This is a genomic window from Klebsiella sp. HMSC25G12 (genome assembly GCF_001807705.1).
Classification (GTDB): Bacteria; Pseudomonadota; Gammaproteobacteria; order Enterobacterales; family Enterobacteriaceae; genus Klebsiella; species Klebsiella variicola.
Genome location: NZ_KV789895.1, coordinates 143,127 through 160,076 on the forward strand (window position 1 = coordinate 143,127; position 16,950 = coordinate 160,076).

General features: G+C 58.6%; 17 protein-coding genes, 2 tRNA genes and 1 pseudogene. 9 read left to right on the forward strand and 11 right to left on the reverse strand.

Annotated elements, in window-relative coordinates; genetic code table 11:
* Positions 1–63: 63 nt before the first annotated feature.
* Both HMPREF3096_RS15445 and HMPREF3096_RS15450 read left to right on the forward strand, forming a co-directional pair.
* Positions 64–139 (forward strand) — tRNA-Lys (locus tag HMPREF3096_RS15445).
* A gap of 46 nt (positions 140–185) precedes the next feature.
* A tRNA-Lys gene (locus HMPREF3096_RS15450) sits at positions 186–261 on the forward strand.
* Positions 262–337: 76 nt separating this feature from the next.
* On the opposite strand, the pseudogene HMPREF3096_RS30925 reads toward HMPREF3096_RS15450, so the two are convergent.
* Positions 338–486 (reverse strand): annotated as a pseudogene (locus HMPREF3096_RS30925) (hypothetical protein).
* Positions 487–555: 69 nt separating this feature from the next.
* On the opposite strand from HMPREF3096_RS30925, the gene nadA reads away from it, so the two are divergent.
* Positions 556–1,599: a quinolinate synthase NadA gene (gene nadA / locus HMPREF3096_RS15455; protein ID WP_012968682.1), complete on the forward strand. Its 1,044-nt coding sequence runs from the start codon at positions 556–558 to the stop codon at positions 1,597–1,599.
* A gap of 35 nt (positions 1,600–1,634) precedes the next feature.
* On the forward strand, positions 1,635–2,354 hold the full coding sequence (gene pnuC / locus HMPREF3096_RS15460) for a nicotinamide riboside transporter PnuC (protein ID WP_008805696.1): 720 nt from the start codon (positions 1,635–1,637) through the stop codon (positions 2,352–2,354).
* Here the strand turns inward: pnuC and zitB are convergent.
* Together zitB and HMPREF3096_RS15470 are read right to left on the reverse strand one after the other, a co-directional pair.
* Positions 2,351–3,295, reverse strand: a complete 945-nt coding sequence (gene zitB, locus HMPREF3096_RS15465) for a CDF family zinc transporter ZitB (RefSeq protein WP_032729693.1) — start codon at positions 3,293–3,295, stop codon at positions 2,351–2,353. The two genes, pnuC and zitB, sit on opposite strands and share 4 nt — an antisense overlap.
* Positions 3,296–3,413: 118 nt before the next feature.
* On the reverse strand, positions 3,414–3,791 hold the full coding sequence (locus HMPREF3096_RS15470) for a YbgS-like family protein (RefSeq protein ID WP_012542423.1): 378 nt from the start codon (positions 3,789–3,791) through the stop codon (positions 3,414–3,416).
* Positions 3,792–4,105: 314 nt separating this feature from the next.
* Here HMPREF3096_RS15470 and aroG point away from each other — a divergent pair, with 314 nt between their 5' ends.
* Positions 4,106–5,158, forward strand: a complete 1,053-nt coding sequence (gene aroG / locus HMPREF3096_RS15475) for a 3-deoxy-7-phosphoheptulonate synthase AroG (RefSeq protein WP_032729700.1) — start codon at positions 4,106–4,108, stop codon at positions 5,156–5,158.
* 73 nt (positions 5,159–5,231) lie between these two features.
* Here the strand turns inward: aroG and gpmA are convergent, their stop codons facing one another.
* From gpmA to modE, 7 genes are all read right to left on the reverse strand, one after another.
* A complete protein-coding gene (gpmA, locus tag HMPREF3096_RS15480; RefSeq protein ID WP_002895089.1) occupies positions 5,232–5,984 on the reverse strand; it encodes a 2,3-diphosphoglycerate-dependent phosphoglycerate mutase in 753 nt (250 codons plus the stop codon).
* A gap of 290 nt (positions 5,985–6,274) precedes the next feature.
* On the reverse strand, positions 6,275–7,318 hold the full coding sequence (galM, locus tag HMPREF3096_RS15485; protein ID WP_032729703.1) for a galactose-1-epimerase: 1,044 nt from the start codon (positions 7,316–7,318) through the stop codon (positions 6,275–6,277).
* Positions 7,312–8,460, reverse strand: coding sequence for a galactokinase (gene galK / locus HMPREF3096_RS15490; RefSeq protein WP_012968679.1), 1,149 nt, complete (start codon positions 8,458–8,460; stop codon positions 7,312–7,314). The genes galM and galK overlap by 7 nt, the downstream gene beginning before the upstream one ends.
* Before the next feature lie 2 nt (positions 8,461–8,462).
* Positions 8,463–9,509 (reverse strand): galactose-1-phosphate uridylyltransferase, encoded by a 1,047-nt coding sequence (gene galT / locus HMPREF3096_RS15495; protein ID WP_032729705.1) that lies wholly within the window; start codon positions 9,507–9,509, stop codon positions 8,463–8,465.
* Between the two features lie 9 nt (positions 9,510–9,518).
* Positions 9,519–10,535 carry a UDP-glucose 4-epimerase GalE gene (galE, locus tag HMPREF3096_RS15500; protein WP_012542419.1) on the reverse strand — a complete coding sequence of 339 codons (1,017 nt, stop codon included), beginning with the start codon at positions 10,533–10,535 and terminating at the stop codon, positions 9,519–9,521.
* Between the two features lie 209 nt (positions 10,536–10,744).
* On the reverse strand, positions 10,745–12,217 hold the full coding sequence (modF, locus tag HMPREF3096_RS15505; protein WP_032729706.1) for a molybdate ABC transporter ATP-binding protein ModF: 1,473 nt from the start codon (positions 12,215–12,217) through the stop codon (positions 10,745–10,747).
* 67 nt (positions 12,218–12,284) lie between these two features.
* Positions 12,285–13,073: a molybdenum-dependent transcriptional regulator gene (gene modE / locus HMPREF3096_RS15510; protein ID WP_023322245.1), complete on the reverse strand. Its 789-nt coding sequence runs from the start codon at positions 13,071–13,073 to the stop codon at positions 12,285–12,287.
* 153 nt (positions 13,074–13,226) lie between these two features.
* On the opposite strand from modE, the gene HMPREF3096_RS15515 reads away from it, so the two are divergent.
* The 4 genes from HMPREF3096_RS15515 to modC all read left to right on the forward strand — a co-directional run bounded on the left by HMPREF3096_RS15515 (position 13,227) and on the right by modC (position 16,042).
* Positions 13,227–13,376 (forward strand): AcrZ family multidrug efflux pump-associated protein, encoded by a 150-nt coding sequence (locus tag HMPREF3096_RS15515; RefSeq protein WP_002895156.1) that lies wholly within the window; start codon positions 13,227–13,229, stop codon positions 13,374–13,376.
* 142 nt (positions 13,377–13,518) lie between these two features.
* Positions 13,519–14,292, forward strand: coding sequence for a molybdate ABC transporter substrate-binding protein (gene modA, locus HMPREF3096_RS15520; RefSeq protein WP_012542417.1), 774 nt, complete (start codon positions 13,519–13,521; stop codon positions 14,290–14,292).
* The gene (modB, locus tag HMPREF3096_RS15525) at positions 14,292–14,981 is read left to right on the forward strand and encodes a molybdate ABC transporter permease subunit (RefSeq protein ID WP_008805707.1); all 690 of its coding nucleotides are present in this window, start codon (positions 14,292–14,294) and stop codon (positions 14,979–14,981) included. The genes modA and modB overlap by 1 nt, the downstream gene beginning before the upstream one ends.
* 2 nt (positions 14,982–14,983) lie before the next feature.
* A complete protein-coding gene (gene modC, locus HMPREF3096_RS15530; protein ID WP_012968677.1) occupies positions 14,984–16,042 on the forward strand; it encodes a molybdenum ABC transporter ATP-binding protein ModC in 1,059 nt (352 codons plus the stop codon).
* Here the strand turns inward: modC and HMPREF3096_RS15535 are convergent, their stop codons facing one another.
* Positions 16,043–16,861, reverse strand: a complete 819-nt coding sequence (locus HMPREF3096_RS15535; protein ID WP_008805709.1) for a pyridoxal phosphatase — start codon at positions 16,859–16,861, stop codon at positions 16,043–16,045.
* Between the last annotated feature and the right edge of the window lie 89 nt (positions 16,862–16,950).

Below are 16,950 nucleotides of genomic sequence, written 5' to 3' on the forward strand. Positions count from 1 at the left end.
TCGCAGGTTCGAATCCTGCACGACCCACCATCCTGAATGATTACAGTAGCAAAATCCCGCAAGGGGTCGTTAGCTCAGTTGGTAGAGCAGTTGACTTTTAATCAATTGGTCGCAGGTTCGAATCCTGCACGACCCACCAATTTCAATATTGGTGTCGAGTGAAATTATTCAGGTAGTACCAGAGCGGGTCGTTAGCTCAGTTGGTAGAGCAGTTGACTTTTAATCAATTGGTCGCAGGTTCGAATCCTGCACGACCCACCAATGTAAAAAGGCGCCCTAAAGGCGCCTTTTTGCTATCCGCCATACTCCAAAATTCGACTTCAGCATGACTCCACGGTCACGCTGCGCTTACCGTGGCTACACAGGGTACGAACCGGTCGTTTGGGCAGATGTGTAGCATCGTCCGCGGCATACGGGCTGATGTACAAAATTCATCACGACTTTTTGCTCGTAATCCGCTATCTTGTTTAGCATATAAAACACCATGACCGTGTTAAGGCGCAGACAGGCCATAGTGACGGTCTTAGAGTTAAGCCAGTAAAACGAGATTGCATGATGAGCGTAATGTTTGATCCTGAAACGGCGATTTATCCTTTTCCAGCGAAACCACAACCGCTGACCGTCGACGAAAAGCAGTTTTATCGCGAAAAAATCAAGCGCCTGTTGCGCGAGCGCGACGCCGTGATGGTGGCGCATTACTACACCGATCCTGAAATTCAACAACTGGCGGAAGAAACCGGCGGCTGTATCGCCGACTCGCTGGAGATGGCGCGTTTTGGCGCCCGTCATTCGGCCTCCACGCTGCTGGTCGCCGGGGTGCGTTTTATGGGGGAAACCGCCAAAATCCTCAGCCCGGAAAAGACCATTCTGATGCCGACCCTGAACGCGGAGTGTTCGCTGGATCTGGGCTGTCCGATTGAGGAATTCAACGCCTTCTGCGATGCCCATCCCGATCGCACCGTGGTGGTTTATGCCAATACGTCCGCCGCGGTGAAGGCCCGCGCTGACTGGGTGGTTACCTCCAGTATCGCCGTGGAACTCATTGATCATCTGGACAGCCTGGGTCAAAAGATCCTCTGGGCACCGGACCGCCACCTTGGCCGCTATGTCCAGCGTCAGACCGGCGCAGACGTGCTGTGCTGGCAGGGGGCATGCATCGTGCACGATGAGTTTAAAACCCAGGCACTGACGCGTATGAAGGCCCTCTATCCTGAAGCTGCTGTACTGGTCCATCCTGAATCGCCGCAGGCGATCGTCGAGATGGCGGATGCCGTGGGCTCCACCAGCCAGCTGATTGCGGCGGCGAAAAGCTTGCCCCAGCGCCAGCTGATCGTGGCCACCGATCGCGGTATCTTCTATAAAATGCAGCAGGCGGTACCGGAGAAAACGCTGCTGGAAGCGCCCACTGCCGGCGAAGGGGCGACCTGCCGCAGCTGCGCGCACTGCCCGTGGATGGCGATGAACGGCCTGAAAGCCATTGCCGAGGGACTCGAACAGGGCGGTGCTGAACACGAAATCCACGTCGACGAAGCGCTGCGCACCGGGGCATTGATTCCGCTTAACCGGATGCTGGATTTTGCGGCTACACTACGGGGATAACGTATTGTCGCGTCGCAAGACGCTGAGGGGATGAAATGGATTTTTTTAGCACGCAGAATATTTTAGTACATATACCCATCGGCGCCGGGGGGTACGATCTCTCCTGGATAGAGGCCGTGGGGACCATCGCCGGGCTGCTGTGCATCTGGCTGGCGAGCCTGGAGAAGATCAGTAACTATGCTTTCGGGCTGGTCAACGTCACGCTGTTCGCCATCATCTTCTTTCAGATCCAGCTGTATGCCAGCCTGCTGCTGCAGCTGTTCTTCTTTGCCGCTAACGTTTACGGCTGGTATGCCTGGTCGCGACAAAGCAGCAACCATGAGGCTGAGCTGCAGATCCGCTGGCTACCCCGTAGTAAAGCCCTGGGCTGGCTGGCGGCCTGCGTGGTGGCGATCGGCTTGCTGACCCTGTTTATCAACCCGTTTTTTGCTTTCCTGACGCGGATCGCGGTCAGCCTGATGCAAGCGCTGGGTCTGCAGGTCTCCATGCCGGTTCTGCAGCCGGATGCCTTCCCGTTCTGGGACTCCTGCATGACGGTGCTGTCGGTGGTGGCGATGATCTTAATGACCCGCAAGTATGTCGAGAACTGGCTGCTGTGGGTGATTGTCAACGTGATAAGCGTGGTGATTTTTGCCCGCCAGGGCGTCTATGCCATGTCGCTGGAATACCTCTTGCTGACGTTCATTGCGCTGAACGGCAGCCGGATGTGGATAAACAGCGCGCGTGAGCGAGGTTCTCACGCGTTTTCTGGCTAATGGTGGTGGTGATGATCGTGCCCGGCGTGCATCGTGTTGAGATGGCACTCCGGGCCGCTGCAGGGCTGGTACTCCATCTGCACCGTGGCATGCTCAATTTCATATTTATGTTCCAGGAAATGCAGGATACGGTTGAGTAACGCATCATGATCGTACGGCGGGACCACCTGAACATGGAGCGTCATCACCGGTTTTTCCCCCACCAGCCAGACGTGGACGTGGTGAACATCGCGTACCTCCGGGATAGAGCGACGGATATCCCGCTGCAGGGCCGCCACATCCAGCGAACGCGGCGCGCCTTCCAGCAGTTCATTCAGACTCTCCTTCAGTAATCGCCAGGCGCTACGTAATACCAGGCAGGAAACCAGTACGGAAAGGATCGGATCGACAGGCGTCCAGCCGGTGGTGAGGATCACCACGGCCGCCACGATCGCGCCGACCGAGCCCAGCAGGTCGCCCAGCACGTGTAGCGCCGCAGCGCGCACGTTGAGATTCTGCTCTTCACTCCCCCGATGCAGGATCCAGAAGGCCAGCACGTTGGCCAGCAGGCCGGCGACCGCAATCACCATCATCGTCACGCCGGCCACCGGCTGCGGATGCTGGAAGCGCTGAATGGCCTCCCAGACAATCAAAATGGTAATCACCACCAGGGCAATGGCATTGAGAAACGCCGCGAGGGTGGTCAAACGCAACCAGCCAAAGGTATGGCGGGTATTCGGTGGGCGACTGGCGAAGCGAACCGCCAGCAGCGCAAACAGCAGGGCGGCAGAGTCGGTGAGCATATGGCCGGCATCTGCCAGCAGGGCTAGTGAGCCGGAGATTGCGCCGCCGACGGCTTCAATCAACATAAAACCGGCGGTGACGATAAACGCCCATCGCAGCCGGCGAGCGTTACTGCTGTCCGGAGCCTGGGCAGGGGAGTGCGAATGCGGGTGGGCCATCGTGTCGTCCCTTGATAGTTATCATTATTACGCTATGACATCATAAACAGAGAGCGATAACAAACGAAGAAAAGGCGAGCCAGGCTCGCCTTTTCTTCGTTTGTTCCCAGCGTATCACTTACTGGGTGGTACCGTCGGTTTTGCTGTTGTCGTGGTTCATGCTGCCGCCATTGTCCAGTTTCTTACCGGTGTCCGGACAGCGGCCGTCTTTACACATCGAGTTTTTATGCACTTCATCGCTCGACATATTGTCCTGGCTCATCGTCGAGCCATCAGGATGGAGCATGGTGCCGCCAGAGCCAGAATTAATCTGGTTATTGTCCACATTGTTTGGCGCCACGTTCTCACGGGCATCCGGCGCCACCTGACCGGCATCCGCGGAAGAGTTGGCCTGGCCATTATTGGACTGGGCGCCGGTGTCTGCCGCCAGGGCCGCGCCGCTGGCAAGACCTAAGGTGGCGGTGAGCAAAAGGGTCGTCAGTTTTTTCATATTCATCGGATACTCCTGTTAAGCCGGGAAGGGGAAATGCGCTTCCCGCGGTGAGTGTGCCAGGGATCTGACTCGCTATGGTTAAAGACTCCGCAGACGATCGCAGTGTCACTATATAATCCTGAAACGTAAGACTTAATTAGCTTTAACAGTTAATTATTGTAGTGCATGAGCCTGGTTTCGCTACTTTATGGCGTATTTTTGCCTATTTCCAGGATTATTCCATCACTACTGTAAAATCACGTTTACACTTTTTCGGCGAAGAGATAGATTGGAGGGATTGCATTTCATTGAATAAGTATGGCAACGCTGGAAAGAAGATGAATTATCAGAACGACGATTTACGCATTAAAGAGATCAACGAATTATTACCTCCCGTTGCGCTCCTGGAAAAATTCCCTGCTACCGAAAATGCTGCAAACACCGTTGCGCATGCTCGCAAAGCGATCCATCAGATCCTCAAGGGCGACGATGACCGTCTGCTGGTAGTGATTGGGCCCTGTTCGATTCACGATCCGGCAGCGGCGAAAGAGTACGCTTCCCGTCTGCTGCCCCTGCGCGAGACATTGAAGGGCGAGCTCGAGATCGTCATGCGGGTCTATTTTGAAAAACCGCGCACCACCGTCGGCTGGAAAGGGCTTATCAACGATCCCCATATGGATAACAGCTTCCGCATCAACGACGGGTTGCGCATCGCGCGCAAACTGCTGCTGGACATTAACGACAGCGGCCTGCCGGCGGCGGGGGAATTCCTCGATATGATCACCCCGCAGTATGTCGCCGATCTGATGAGCTGGGGCGCCATTGGGGCGCGTACCACCGAATCCCAGGTGCACCGTGAACTTGCCTCCGGACTCTCCTGCCCGGTGGGCTTTAAGAATGGTACCGATGGCACCATCAAGGTGGCTATCGACGCGATTAACGCCGCTGGCGCACCGCACTGTTTCCTGTCGGTCACTAAGTGGGGCCACTCCGCTATCGTGAATACCAGCGGTAACGGCGACTGCCATATTATTCTGCGCGGCGGCAAAGAGCCGAACTACAGCGCGAAGCACGTGGCGGATGTGAAGATCGGCCTGGCGAAAGCGGGCCTGCCGGCTCAGGTGATGATCGACTTCAGCCATGCCAACTCCAGCAAGCAGTTCAAGAAGCAGATGGAAGTGGGCGCGGACGTATGCCAGCAGATTGCCGGCGGTGAGCGGGCGATCATGGGCGTGATGATTGAAAGCCATCTGGTGGAAGGCAACCAGAGCCTCGAGAGCGGTGAACCGCTGACCTACGGCAAGAGCGTCACCGACGCCTGCATCGGCTGGGAGGATACCGAAACGATCCTGCGTCAGCTGGCGGAAGCGGTGAAAACCCGCCGCGGCTAAGCGAATCTGCGCTGGCGAAGGCAATAAAAAAAGCGTGGAGATTTCCACGCTTTTTTGTTTTTACCGGGAGGAATTACTTCGCTTTACCCTGGTTGGCGACGGCAGCCGCTTTCGCCGCGATCTCTTCCGCATTGCCCAGATAGTAATGTTTGATCGGCTTGAAGTTTTCATCGAACTCATACACCAGCGGTACGCCGGTCGGGATGTTCAGTTCTAGGATCTCGTCTTCGCCCATGTTGTCGAGGTATTTCACCAGCGCGCGCAGGGAGTTACCGTGAGCGGCGATGATCACGCGCTCACCGCTTTTCAGGCGCGGCAGAATGGTTTCGTTCCAGTAAGGCACGACGCGGTCGATGGTCAGCGCCAGGCTTTCAGTGGTCGGCAGTTCGGCGTCGGTCAGTTTTGCATAGCGCGGATCGTGGCCCGGGTAGCGCTCGTCGTCTTTGGTCAGCTCCGGCGGAGTGACAGCGAAGCCGCGACGCCACTGTTTAACCTGCTCGTCACCGTATTTCTCAGCGGTTTCCGCTTTGTTCAGGCCCTGCAGCGCGCCGTAATGACGCTCGTTCAGCTTCCAGGATTTCTCAACCGGCAGCCAGGCCTGATCCAGTTCGTCCAGCACGTTCCACAGGGTGTGGATGGCACGTTTCAGCACGGAGGTATAAGCAAAATCAAAGCTGAAGCCTTCAGCCTTCAGCAGTTTACCTGCCGCTTTCGCTTCGCTAACGCCTTTCTCGGACAGATCAACGTCGTACCAACCGGTGAAGCGGTTTTCGTTGTTCCACTGGCTTTCGCCATGACGAACCAGTACCAGCTTAGTTACAGCCATTCTCTTACTCCTCTCTACACGCCATCCCTCGCGCCGCGAACGGTGCGCTGAATATGTTGGTGTATGTGTTATTGATTGATAACTATTCTCATTATATTGCCGTGATTTGGCTCACGGCAATGCTTATCCCTAACCATAGCGAAAATAGTGGCTCAGTGTAAGGTGCTTGTAAAACACAGGTTATTTTTTTGTCCTTTGGTGACGGAAAATAGAGCAGGTTGCTGAAAAAAGAGGCGGCAGAGAGGAGGGCGGGGACGAAAAACAGCGCCCCCGGCGGAGGGCGCTGGCGATTAACAGGCGATAAACTGATATTCCGTCAGGCTGACGTACTCCTGGCCCGGACGTAACACACAGTCCGGCTGCGGCCATTCCGGATGATTCGGCGAATCCGGCAGGAATTCGCTCTCCAGCGCCAGCCCCTGCCAGTCGGCGTAGGGCTCCGTCGTATGCGACGGGGTGCCGCCGAGATAGTTGCCGGAGTAAAACTGCAGCGCCGGAGCGGAGGTATAGACCGTCATCTGCAGCTTGCCGTCCTGCGACCAGACCTGCGCCGCAGGCTGGCTGGCGTCGCCTTTGGCATCCAGCAGGAAGGCATGATCGTATCCCTTCACCTTTTGCTGATCGGCGTCGGCGAGGAAGTCGGCGGCGATGGTTTTCGGCTGGCGGAAATCAAAGCTGGTGTTAGCAACATCTTTGAGTTCACCACCCGGGATACCGTCGCTTTCCACCGGCAGATACCTCTGGGCGAGGATCTGCAACTGGTGCTGGCGCACGTCGCGCTGGTCACCGTCGAGGTTGAAATAGACGTGATTGGTCATGTTCACCGGGCAGGGTTGGTCCACGGTGGCGCGATAGGTAATCGCGATGCGGTTATCGTCGGTCAGACGATAGTGCGCGGTGGCCTGCAGAGTGCCGGGGAAGCCTTGATCGCCATCGGGCGAGGTCAGAGCGAACAGCACTTCCTGCTCGTCGGCGCGGACAATGCGCCAGCGGCGCTTATCAAACCCTTCCGGGCCGCCGTGGAGCTGATGGCCCGCGTCGTTTGATGGCGTGACGTTGACGAGCTGGCCGTCAAGCGGGAAGCGGCTATTGCCGATACGGTTGGCGTAGCGGCCTACCGAGGCGCCAAGAAACGCGGCCTGACGGGTGTAATCTTCGAGTTTCGCGCAGCCCAGCAGCGGACGGCGTACGCTGCCATCGGCCAGCGGCACCTCGGCGCTGAGCAGCGTCGCGCCCCAATCCGCCACGGTAACGGTCATCCCCGCCTTATTGCGCAGGGTCACCTGCTGCCAGGGCTGGCCGTCCGGCGCCAGCGCGGTGGTTTGCGTTACCATTGGCCTGCCCCCTGTGACGGTTTGCAGACATAGAATGTCTCTTTAATACCGGTTTTCGCTTCATACGTTTTAGCAACGGCCTGCTGAACGGTATCGACCAGATCTTCCGGGACCAGCGCTACCACGCAGCCGCCAAAGCCGCCGCCGGTCATGCGTACGCCGCCTTTATCACCGATCGTGGCCTTAACGATCTCCACCAGAGTGTCGATCTGCGGGACGGTGATCTCGAAATCATCGCGCATCGAGGCATGGGATTCGGCCATCAGCTCACCCATCCGCTTCAGGTCGCCTTTTTCGAGGGCGCTGGCGGCTTCCACGGTGCGGGCATTCTCCGTCAGCACATGGCGTACGCGCTTCGCGACGACCGGATCCAGCTCATGGGCGACGGCGTTAAATTGCTCGAGGGTAACATCGCGCAGGGCGGGCTGCTGGAAGAAGCGCGCGCCGGTTTCGCACTGTTCACGACGGGTGTTGTACTCGCTGCCGACGAGGGTGCGCTTAAAGTTGCTGTTGATGATCACCACTGCCACGCCTTTCGGCATCGAGACGGCTTTGGTGCCCAGCGAACGGCAGTCGATCAGCAGCGCGTGGTCTTTTTTGCCCAGCGCCGAAATCAGCTGATCCATGATGCCGCAGTTGCAGCCGACAAACTGGTTTTCCGCCTCCTGGCCGTTGAGGGCGATTTGCGCGCCATCCAGCGGCAGATGATAGAGCTGCTGGAACACGGTGCCGACGGCGACTTCCAGCGAGGCTGAGGAGCTTAACCCCGCACCCTGCGGTACATTGCCGCTGATCACCAGATCCGCGCCGCCAAAGTGGTTGTTCCGCTGCTGCAGATGCTTTACCACGCCGCGGACATAGTTCGACCACTGCTGGGTATCGTGGCTGATAATCGGCGCGTCGAGAGAGAACTCATCGGTCTGATTGTCGTAATCGGCGGCAATCACCCGCACCGTACGATCGTCGCGCGGCGCACAGCTGATCACCGTCTGGTAGTCGATGGCGCAGGGCAGCACAAAACCGTCGTTGTAATCGGTATGCTCGCCGATCAGGTTGACGCGGCCTGGCGCCTGAATGACATGGCTGGCCGGATAACCGAAGGCGTCAGCAAACAGGGTTTGGGTTTTCTCTTTCAGACTCATCATTACACTCCGGATTCACGAAAATGGACGTCGCTGACGGCACGCAGTCGTTCGGCAGCTTGCTCGGCGGTCAGATCGCGCTGGGTTTCGGCCAGCATTTCATAGCCAACCATAAACTTGCGGACCGTCGCGGAGCGCAGCAGCGGCGGATAAAAGTGGGCATGAAGCTGCCAGTGGTGATGGTCTTCGTCGTTAAACGGCGCGCCGTGCCAGCCCATGGAGTAGGGGAATGAGCACTGGAACAGGTTGTCGTAACGGCTGGTCAGCTTTTTCAACGCCAGCGCCAGATCGCTGCGCTGGGCGTCGGTGAGATCGGTAATACGCTGCACGTGCGCTTTCGGCAACAGCAGCGTTTCGAATGGCCAGGCGGCCCAGTAGGGCACGACCGCCAGCCAGTGCTCGGTGTCCACCACCGTGCGGCTGCCGTCGGCCAGTTCGCGCTGAACATAGTCCAGCAGCATCGGCTGACCTTGTCCGGCGTAATACTCTTTCTGCAGACGGTCTTCCCGTTCCGCTTCATTGGGCAGGAAGCTATTGGCCCACACCTGACCATGCGGGTGAGGGTTGGAGCAGCCCATCGCTGCCCCTTTGTTTTCAAAGACCTGGACCCACGGGTAGCGTTTCCCGAGGTCCGCGGTCTGTTCCTGCCACGCTTTAACCACGCCTTCCAGCGCTTCAGGGCTCAGTTCCGGCAGCGTTTTGCTGTGGTCTGGCGAGAAGCAGATCACCCGACTGGTGCCGCGCGCGCTCTGACAGCGCATCAGCGGATCGTCACTCTCCGGTGCGTCCGGAGTGTCGGTCATCAGGGCCGCAAAGTCGTTGGTAAACACGTAGGTACCGGTGTAATTCGGGTTGGTGTCGCCGGTGACCCGGGTATTACCTGGGCACAGGAAACAGTCCGGATCGTGGGCTGGCAAGGTCTGTTTTGCCGGCGTTTCCTGCGCCCCCTGCCAGGGGCGCTTGGCGCGATGCGGAGAAACCAGAATCCACTGCCCGGTTAACGGGTTATAACGACGATGTGGATGGTCAACGGGGTTAAATACGCTCATGAAGGTTCCTTAGTCTGGATAACCCTGCGGATGGCGGGACTGCCAGTGCCAGGTGTCCTGCGCCATTTCGTCCAGGTTGCGCGTCACGCGCCAGTTCAGCTCGCGGTCGGCCTTGGCGGCATCCGCCCAGTAGGCCGGGAGGTCGCCATCGCGGCGCGGCGCGAAATGGTAGTTAATCGGTTTGCCGCAGGCCTTGCTGAAAGCATTGACCACGTCGAGCACGCTGCTGCCGACGCCGGCGCCAAGGTTGTAGATATGGACCCCGGCTTTGTCAGCCAGTTTTTCCATGGCCGCGACGTGGCCATCGGCGAGGTCCATCACGTGGATATAATCGCGTACGCCGGTGCCATCTTCAGTCGGGTAGTCGTTACCAAAGACGGCCAGCGAGTCGCGACGGCCAACGGCGACCTGGGCAATGTACGGCATCAGGTTGTTAGGGATCCCCTGCGGGTCTTCCCCCATGTCGCCCGACGGATGGGCGCCAACCGGGTTGAAGTAACGCAGCAGGGCAATGCTCCACTCTGGCTGGGCTTTCTGCAGGTCGGTCAGGATCTGCTCCACCATCAGCTTGCTTTTGCCGTAAGGGCTTTGCGGGGTGCCGGTCGGGAAGCTTTCTACATATGGGATTTTCGGCTGGTCGCCGTAGACGGTAGCTGAGGAGCTAAAGATGAAGTTCTTCACGCCCGCGGCGCGCATGGCAGAAACTAATTTCAGTGTGCCGGTGACGTTATTATCGTAATATTCCAGCGGCTTGGCGACGGACTCCCCGACGGCTTTCAGCCCGGCGAAGTGGATCACCGCCTCAATGGCGTGATCGTGGAGGATCTCCGTCATCAGCGCTTCGTTACGAATATCGCCTTCAATAAAGGTGGCTTCTTTGCCGCCGAGACGCTCAATCACCGGCAGTACGCTGCGCTTGCTGTTGCAGAGATTGTCGAGGATCACCACCTCATGTCCCTGCTGCAGCAGTTGAACGCAGGTATGACTTCCAATGTAACCGCTACCACCTGTAACCAGAACTTTCATGATTCGCTCCATTCGGCTTATCGTGTATGAGGAAGATAGCATATCAAAGAAGTGAAAAGTGTGACACAGGGCAAGTTAGTGGAATCGTTTACACTTGATGGTGAAACGACATAAATTAAAATTTTTTATCTTTAATACAGATGGTTAGGTGGTTTTGCCGCTATTTTTCTGAAAAATACCAGGGATCTTTCGACCCCCGGCAGGGGGCATCAGGCCATAGGACCGAGCTGATAAGTGTAACCGTCTCCACTGGGAACGAACGCCAGGCGATGGGTAATACAGTCCGGGGCATCCTCCGCATGGTGCGAGACAAACAGCAGCTGTGTGGCCCCTTCGCCAATCAACACGTCGACAAAGCGACGCACCAGCTGGCGATTGAGGGGATCCAGCCCCTGCAGCGGTTCATCGAGGATCAGCAGGGTCGGATGCTTCACCAGCGCGCGAACGATAAGCGCCAGCCGCTGCTGGCCCCACGACAGGCTATGAAACGGCGCGTCGGCAGTGCGTTTATCAATGCCGAGAATATCCAGCCACTGTTGCACCAGCTTGTGTTGCTTGTCCGAGACCGCCTGATAAATGCCGATAGAGTCAAAATAGCCCGACAGGATGACGTTGCGGACGTTGGTGCTGACCCGGTAGTCCAGATGCAGGCTGCTGCTGACGTAGCCGATATGCTTTTTAATATCCCAGATGGTCTCACCGCTGCCGCGACGGCGGCCAAAGAGCGTCAGATCGTTGCTGTAACCCTGCGGATGATCGCCGGTGATAAGGCTCAGCAGCGTGGATTTACCGGCGCCGTTGGGGCCGACGATCTGCCAGTGTTCGCCCGGGTTCACGGTCCATGAGAGGTGATTGATGACCGGGCGATCGTTGTAGGAGACCACACCGTCATTGAGCACGATACGCGGCGCCGAGTCTGCCAGCGCATGACGGGCTGGTGGAACATCCGGCTCCGGCAGGGTGATGCCGTCCAGTTTTTCACTGTGCGCCAGCTGGGCGACCAGCGCCTGCTGCAGCAGGGAAGACTTCTCGCCGGTCTCGCTGAGGGTGCAGTCAGCCAGCACGCCGGCGAATTGTACAAACTCCGGGATCTCATCGAAGCGGTTGAGGACCAGCACCAGGGTGATGCCGGCGCGGTGCAGGTCGGCCAGCAGGGCAGCCAGCTGCTGGCGGGAGTTGACGTCGAGGCCGTCGAAAGGTTCGTCGAGGATCAGCAGTTGCGGATCGGTCATCAGGGCCTGACACAGCAGGGTCTTACGCGTTTCCCCGGTCGACAGGTACTTAAACCGGCGGTCCAGCAGGGCGCTGATGCCAAACTGTTCGGCCAGGCGCGCGCAGCGGGCAGGATCTTTTACCTCATCCTGGATAATCTCTGCGGTGGTGCGGCCGGTGTCTTCTTCGCCGGGGCTGAGCAGGTCGGTGTTATTGCGCTGCCACTCGTCGCTGACCAGCTTCTGCAACTGCTCGAAGGAGAGGCGGGTTACGCGGGAGAAGTGGCTTTCGTGCTGGCCGCTGAGCAGGGTCAGGTCGCCAGCCAGAGCCCGCGCGAGGGCGGATTTGCCGCTGCCGTTGCTACCGACAAACGCCCAGCTTTGACCCGCTCTCAGGTTCAGCTGGTCTATTTTTAAGGTTTTTGTATCGCTCAGGCGAAACGTGCCTTGCGAAATTTGCAATGATGACATGATGTATCCCATTTTTTGCAGCGATGTGCATCAGGGATACGACTTCGGGCGCGTAATGTCAATGGGGTCAGCATAACGTCGCGAGAATGATGCGATCGGCATTGAAGTAAGCGATCGCCTCCGTCCCTTCCGCCAGGCCAGACGTCTGCGCCTGTGGCAGAGTGGCGCACAGGGTCTGACCGTCGGCCAGCGTCATCAGTACTTCGCACTGCCCGGACCCGCATTCGATATGGCTGATACGTCCCGACAGCTGGTTATCGGCCTGGCGGGCCACGTCGGGGTCGAGGGTGATGCCGACCCAGGGGGCCTTCAGCAGGACCAGCACCTCCTGGCCCTCATCGAGCCCCAGCTTCTCAGCGCTTTGCGCGGTGATGGCGACGGTCAGGCGCGTCTGCCCGTCGGCCAGCAGTACCTCGACGTGCTGCTGCACCTGCTGGCGATCGCGGCCGGTAATGGTGCCGAACCACTGGTTGCGGGCGCTGGTCTGCAGGGAAAAGCGTGAGATGGCCGCCAGCAGGCTATCCAGCGGCAGGGCATCGTCATCGCTGAGCACATCAAACGCTTTCTGCTGGATCTGCGCCAGCAGATCGTACAGCTGGATCAGCCGCTGCCCATAGCGGGTCAGCACCGCGCCGCCGCCGCCTTTACCGCCGGTGGCGCGATCCACCAGCGGTTGTTCGCTGAGCTGGTTCATCTCGTTGATGGCATCCCACGCGCTTTTGTAGCTGATACCCGCGTGCTTGGCCCCCTGGCTTATCGAACCGGTCTGGTCAATTTGTTTGAGCAGGGCGATCCGCCGGGGATCGGCAAACAGGCGCTGCTGTAGCTTAAGGGTAAGAAGAATTTCGGCCTGCATAATCGTTTCCTGACAAAAAAGGGTATTGTGACCGATAGTCACCCGCTTGCAAAACCTCTGTGCGCGGTTTTGTCATTACCCACCGCACAAATGGGGCGTGTTTTTTCGGCTGAAACCGTTACAATCAGCAAATCATACTATCTGGAGTGAACCATGTTAGAGCTTTTGAAAAGTCTGGTTTTTGCGGTCATCATGGTACCGGTGGTGATGGCGGTCATCCTGGGACTGATTTACGGTCTTGGCGAAGTGTTCAACCTCTTCTCCGGCGTAGGCCACAAAGATCGCAGCCAGCAAAATCATTGATTTCCCGGCGCCCGGTTTAACCGGGCGCTGTGCTATTTCCCTCCTGTATCATTTCCCTTCGTTTTATTGTCCTGTGTCACTATAAAAATGCTCTGCATATCGTTATATTGTCGAATACATAACGCATTGACAGGAGATTCAGATGGCAGGTTCTTGGTTACGCGGGGTTATCGGGGTATCACTCACGCTGTGCGTCGCGGGTCAGGCGCTGGCGGCAGAGGGGAAAGTGACCGTTTTCGCCGCCGCATCGTTAACCAACGCGATGCAGGATATTGCCCAGGCGTATAAGAAAGAGAAAAACGTCGATGTCGTGTCGTCGTTTGCCTCGTCGTCGACGCTGGCGCGGCAAATTGAAGCGGGCGCACCAGCCGATCTGTTTATCTCCGCCGATCAGAAATGGATGGATTACGCCGCAGACAAAAAGGCCATCGACCCGGCAACCCGTGCCACCCTGCTTGGCAACAGCCTGGTGGTGGTCGCGCCGAAAGCCAGCGCGCAGGGGGCGATTACCATTGATGAGAAAACCGACTGGACCAGCCTGCTGAAAGGAGGCCGTCTGGCGGTGGGCGATCCGCAGCACGTTCCGGCAGGCATCTACGCTAAAGAGGCGCTGCAGAAACTCGGCGCTTGGGAGACCTTGTCGCCGAAACTTGCCCCGGCGGAAGACGTGCGCGGCGCGCTGGCCCTGGTGGAGCGCAACGAAGCGCCGCTGGGGATTGTCTATGGCTCCGATGCCGTGGCCAGCAAAGGGGTTAAAGTGGTCGGCACCTTCCCGGAGGCCTCGCATCAGAAAGTCGAGTACCCGCTGGCGATTGTCGATGGTCATCGCAATGCGGCCGTGAGCGCTTTCTATGACTACCTGAAAGGGCCGGAAGCGTCCGCGATTTTTAAACGTTACGGATTTACCACCCGCTGATGTTTCTGAGCGAACCCGAATGGCAGGCGGTGCTGCTGAGCCTGAAAGTCTCCTCCCTGGCGGTGGCCTTGAGCTTGCCTTTTGGCATCTTTTTTTCCTGGCTGCTGGTTCGGCGCACCTTTCCCGGCAAGGCGCTGCTCGACAGTATTCTCCATTTACCGCTGGTGCTGCCGCCGGTGGTGGTGGGGTATCTGCTGCTGGTGGCCATGGGGCGGCGCGGGTTTATTGGCAGTTGGCTGTATGACTGGTTCGGCATCAGCTTTGCCTTCAGTTGGCGCGGGGCGGTGCTGGCGGCGGCGGTGATGTCTTTCCCGCTGATGGTGCGCGCCATTCGCCTGGCGCTGGAAGGGGTGGATGTCAAACTGGAGCAAGCGGCGAGAACCCTCGGGGCCAGCCGCTGGCGAGTGTTTATGACGATTACGCTACCGCTGACTCTGCCGGGGATTATTGTCGGCACGGTGCTGGCCTTCGCCCGCTCGTTAGGGGAGTTTGGCGCGACCATCACGTTCGTCTCCAATATTCCCGGCGAAACGCGCACCCTGCCTTCGGCGATGTACACCTTGATCCAGACCCCGGGCGGGGAGGGGGCGGCGGCTCGCCTCTGCCTCATCGCCATCGGACTGGCGCTGGTTTCGCTGCTGATTTCGGAATGGCTGGCCCGCGTGAGCCGCCAGCGCATGGGAGGATAATGATGCTGGAGCTGGACTTTACCCAGACCCTCGGCAGTCACTGCCTGCAGATCCGTGAAACCCTGCCCGCCAGCGGGATCACCGCCATCTTTGGCGTCTCCGGCGCTGGCAAAACCTCGTTGATTAACGCCATTAGCGGCCTGACCCGGCCGCAGACGGGGCGCATCGTGCTCAACGGCCGGGTGCTGAACGACACCGCCCAGCGTATCTGTCTGGCGCCGGAGCAGCGCCGTATCGGCTATGTGTTTCAGGACGCGCGCCTGTTTCCCCACTATAAAGTGCGCGGTAATCTGCGCTACGGGATGGCGAAATCCATGGTCAGCCAGTTCGATAAGCTGGTGGAATTGCTGGGGATCGCGCCCTTGCTGGATCGCCTGCCGGGCCGGTTATCCGGCGGCGAAAAGCAGCGAGTGGCCATCGGCCGCGCCCTGCTGACCGCACCGGAGCTACTGCTGCTGGATGAGCCGCTGGCCTCGCTGGATATTCCGCGCAAACGCGAACTGTTGCCCTACCTGCAGCGGCTGGCGCAGGAGATCCATATTCCGATGCTCTACGTCAGCCACTCACTGGATGAGATCCAGCATCTGGCCGATCGCGTGCTGGTGCTGGAGGCCGGTAAGGTGAAGGCTTTTGGTCCGCTGGAGGAGGTCTGGAGCAGCAGCGTGATGCACCCCTGGCTGCCGGCGGAACAGCAGAGTACGATCCTCAGCGCCACCGTCGCCGCGCAGCATCCGCAGTACGCGATGACGGCTCTGACGCTGGGCGACCAGCTGCTGTGGGTCAACCGGCTCGAACGTCCCGCAGGCGACACCGCACGGATCCGCATTCAGGCGTCGGACGTTTCGCTGACACTGGCCCAGCCGTCCGGGACCAGCATCCGCAATATCTTGCGCGCCGAGGTGGCTCAGTGTCTGGAGGTCAACGGACAGATTGAAGTGCAGCTCAGAGTGAGTGGCCGTCTGCTATGGGCCAGGATTAGCCCATGGGCGCGGGACGACCTGGCGATAGCGCCAGGTCAGCAGGTGTTTGCTCAGATCAAAAGCGTGTCGATCGCCGCCTGATTACAGCAGCTGGCGGTAGATAAACTCGGCGATGCTGGTGGACTCATTGTCGCCGATGACCACCCTGGCGCGGGCTTTCACCTCGTCCACCGCATTGCCCATCGCCACCCCAGTGCCCGCCGCTTCCAGCATGCTAAGATCGTTGTAGTTATCGCCGAAGGCCACCACATCCTGCATCGACAGCCCCTGGCTGGCCACCCATTGCGCCAGGCGTTTGCCTTTGCTGTTGCCGGCGCGCGCGATATCCACCTGATCGTGCCACGACCATTCGCATTCCAGGCCCAGCGTCTCGCCGACCTCGCGGGCAAAGCGCTGCAGGCGGGGAATGTCTTCATCGGTGAGGGCAAATTTCCATACCGCGTTGACCTCGCGGACCGCCTGCGCCAGCGAATCGACCTGGCGGAAGACCGGGCGCTGATCCTCCGGCAGCGCCTGCGCCCAGTTACGGGTGCGGATCACATGCCCGGTGGGCTGTTCATAAAGCATCGCATCATCCACATACGCCAGGCCATGGATCTGCTGTTCGGCGAGCATGGCCGTCAGGCTTACCGCTTGCGCTACCGGCATAGGATCGGCTGCCAAAACCTCTTTTGCGTGATAATCATACAAATAAGTGCCATTACAACAAATTGCAGGTGTATCGAGAGCCAGTGCCTGATAAAAAGGATGGATAGCGACGTGATGACGTCCGGTAACGACGATAACCTGGTAGCCCGCCTCTCTGGCGCGGGCCAGTGCCTCCAGCGAAGCAGGCAGGATGGTTTTTTTGCTGGTGAGCAGGGTGCCGTCTAAATCCAGGGCAATCACGCGTGTTGTCATGTGTTATTTCCGGTTGATGTTGAAAAGTGACCTGGCCATGATGGTACACCGCCGTGGCGTCAGGACCAATTTTTCCACATCTGCCGTGA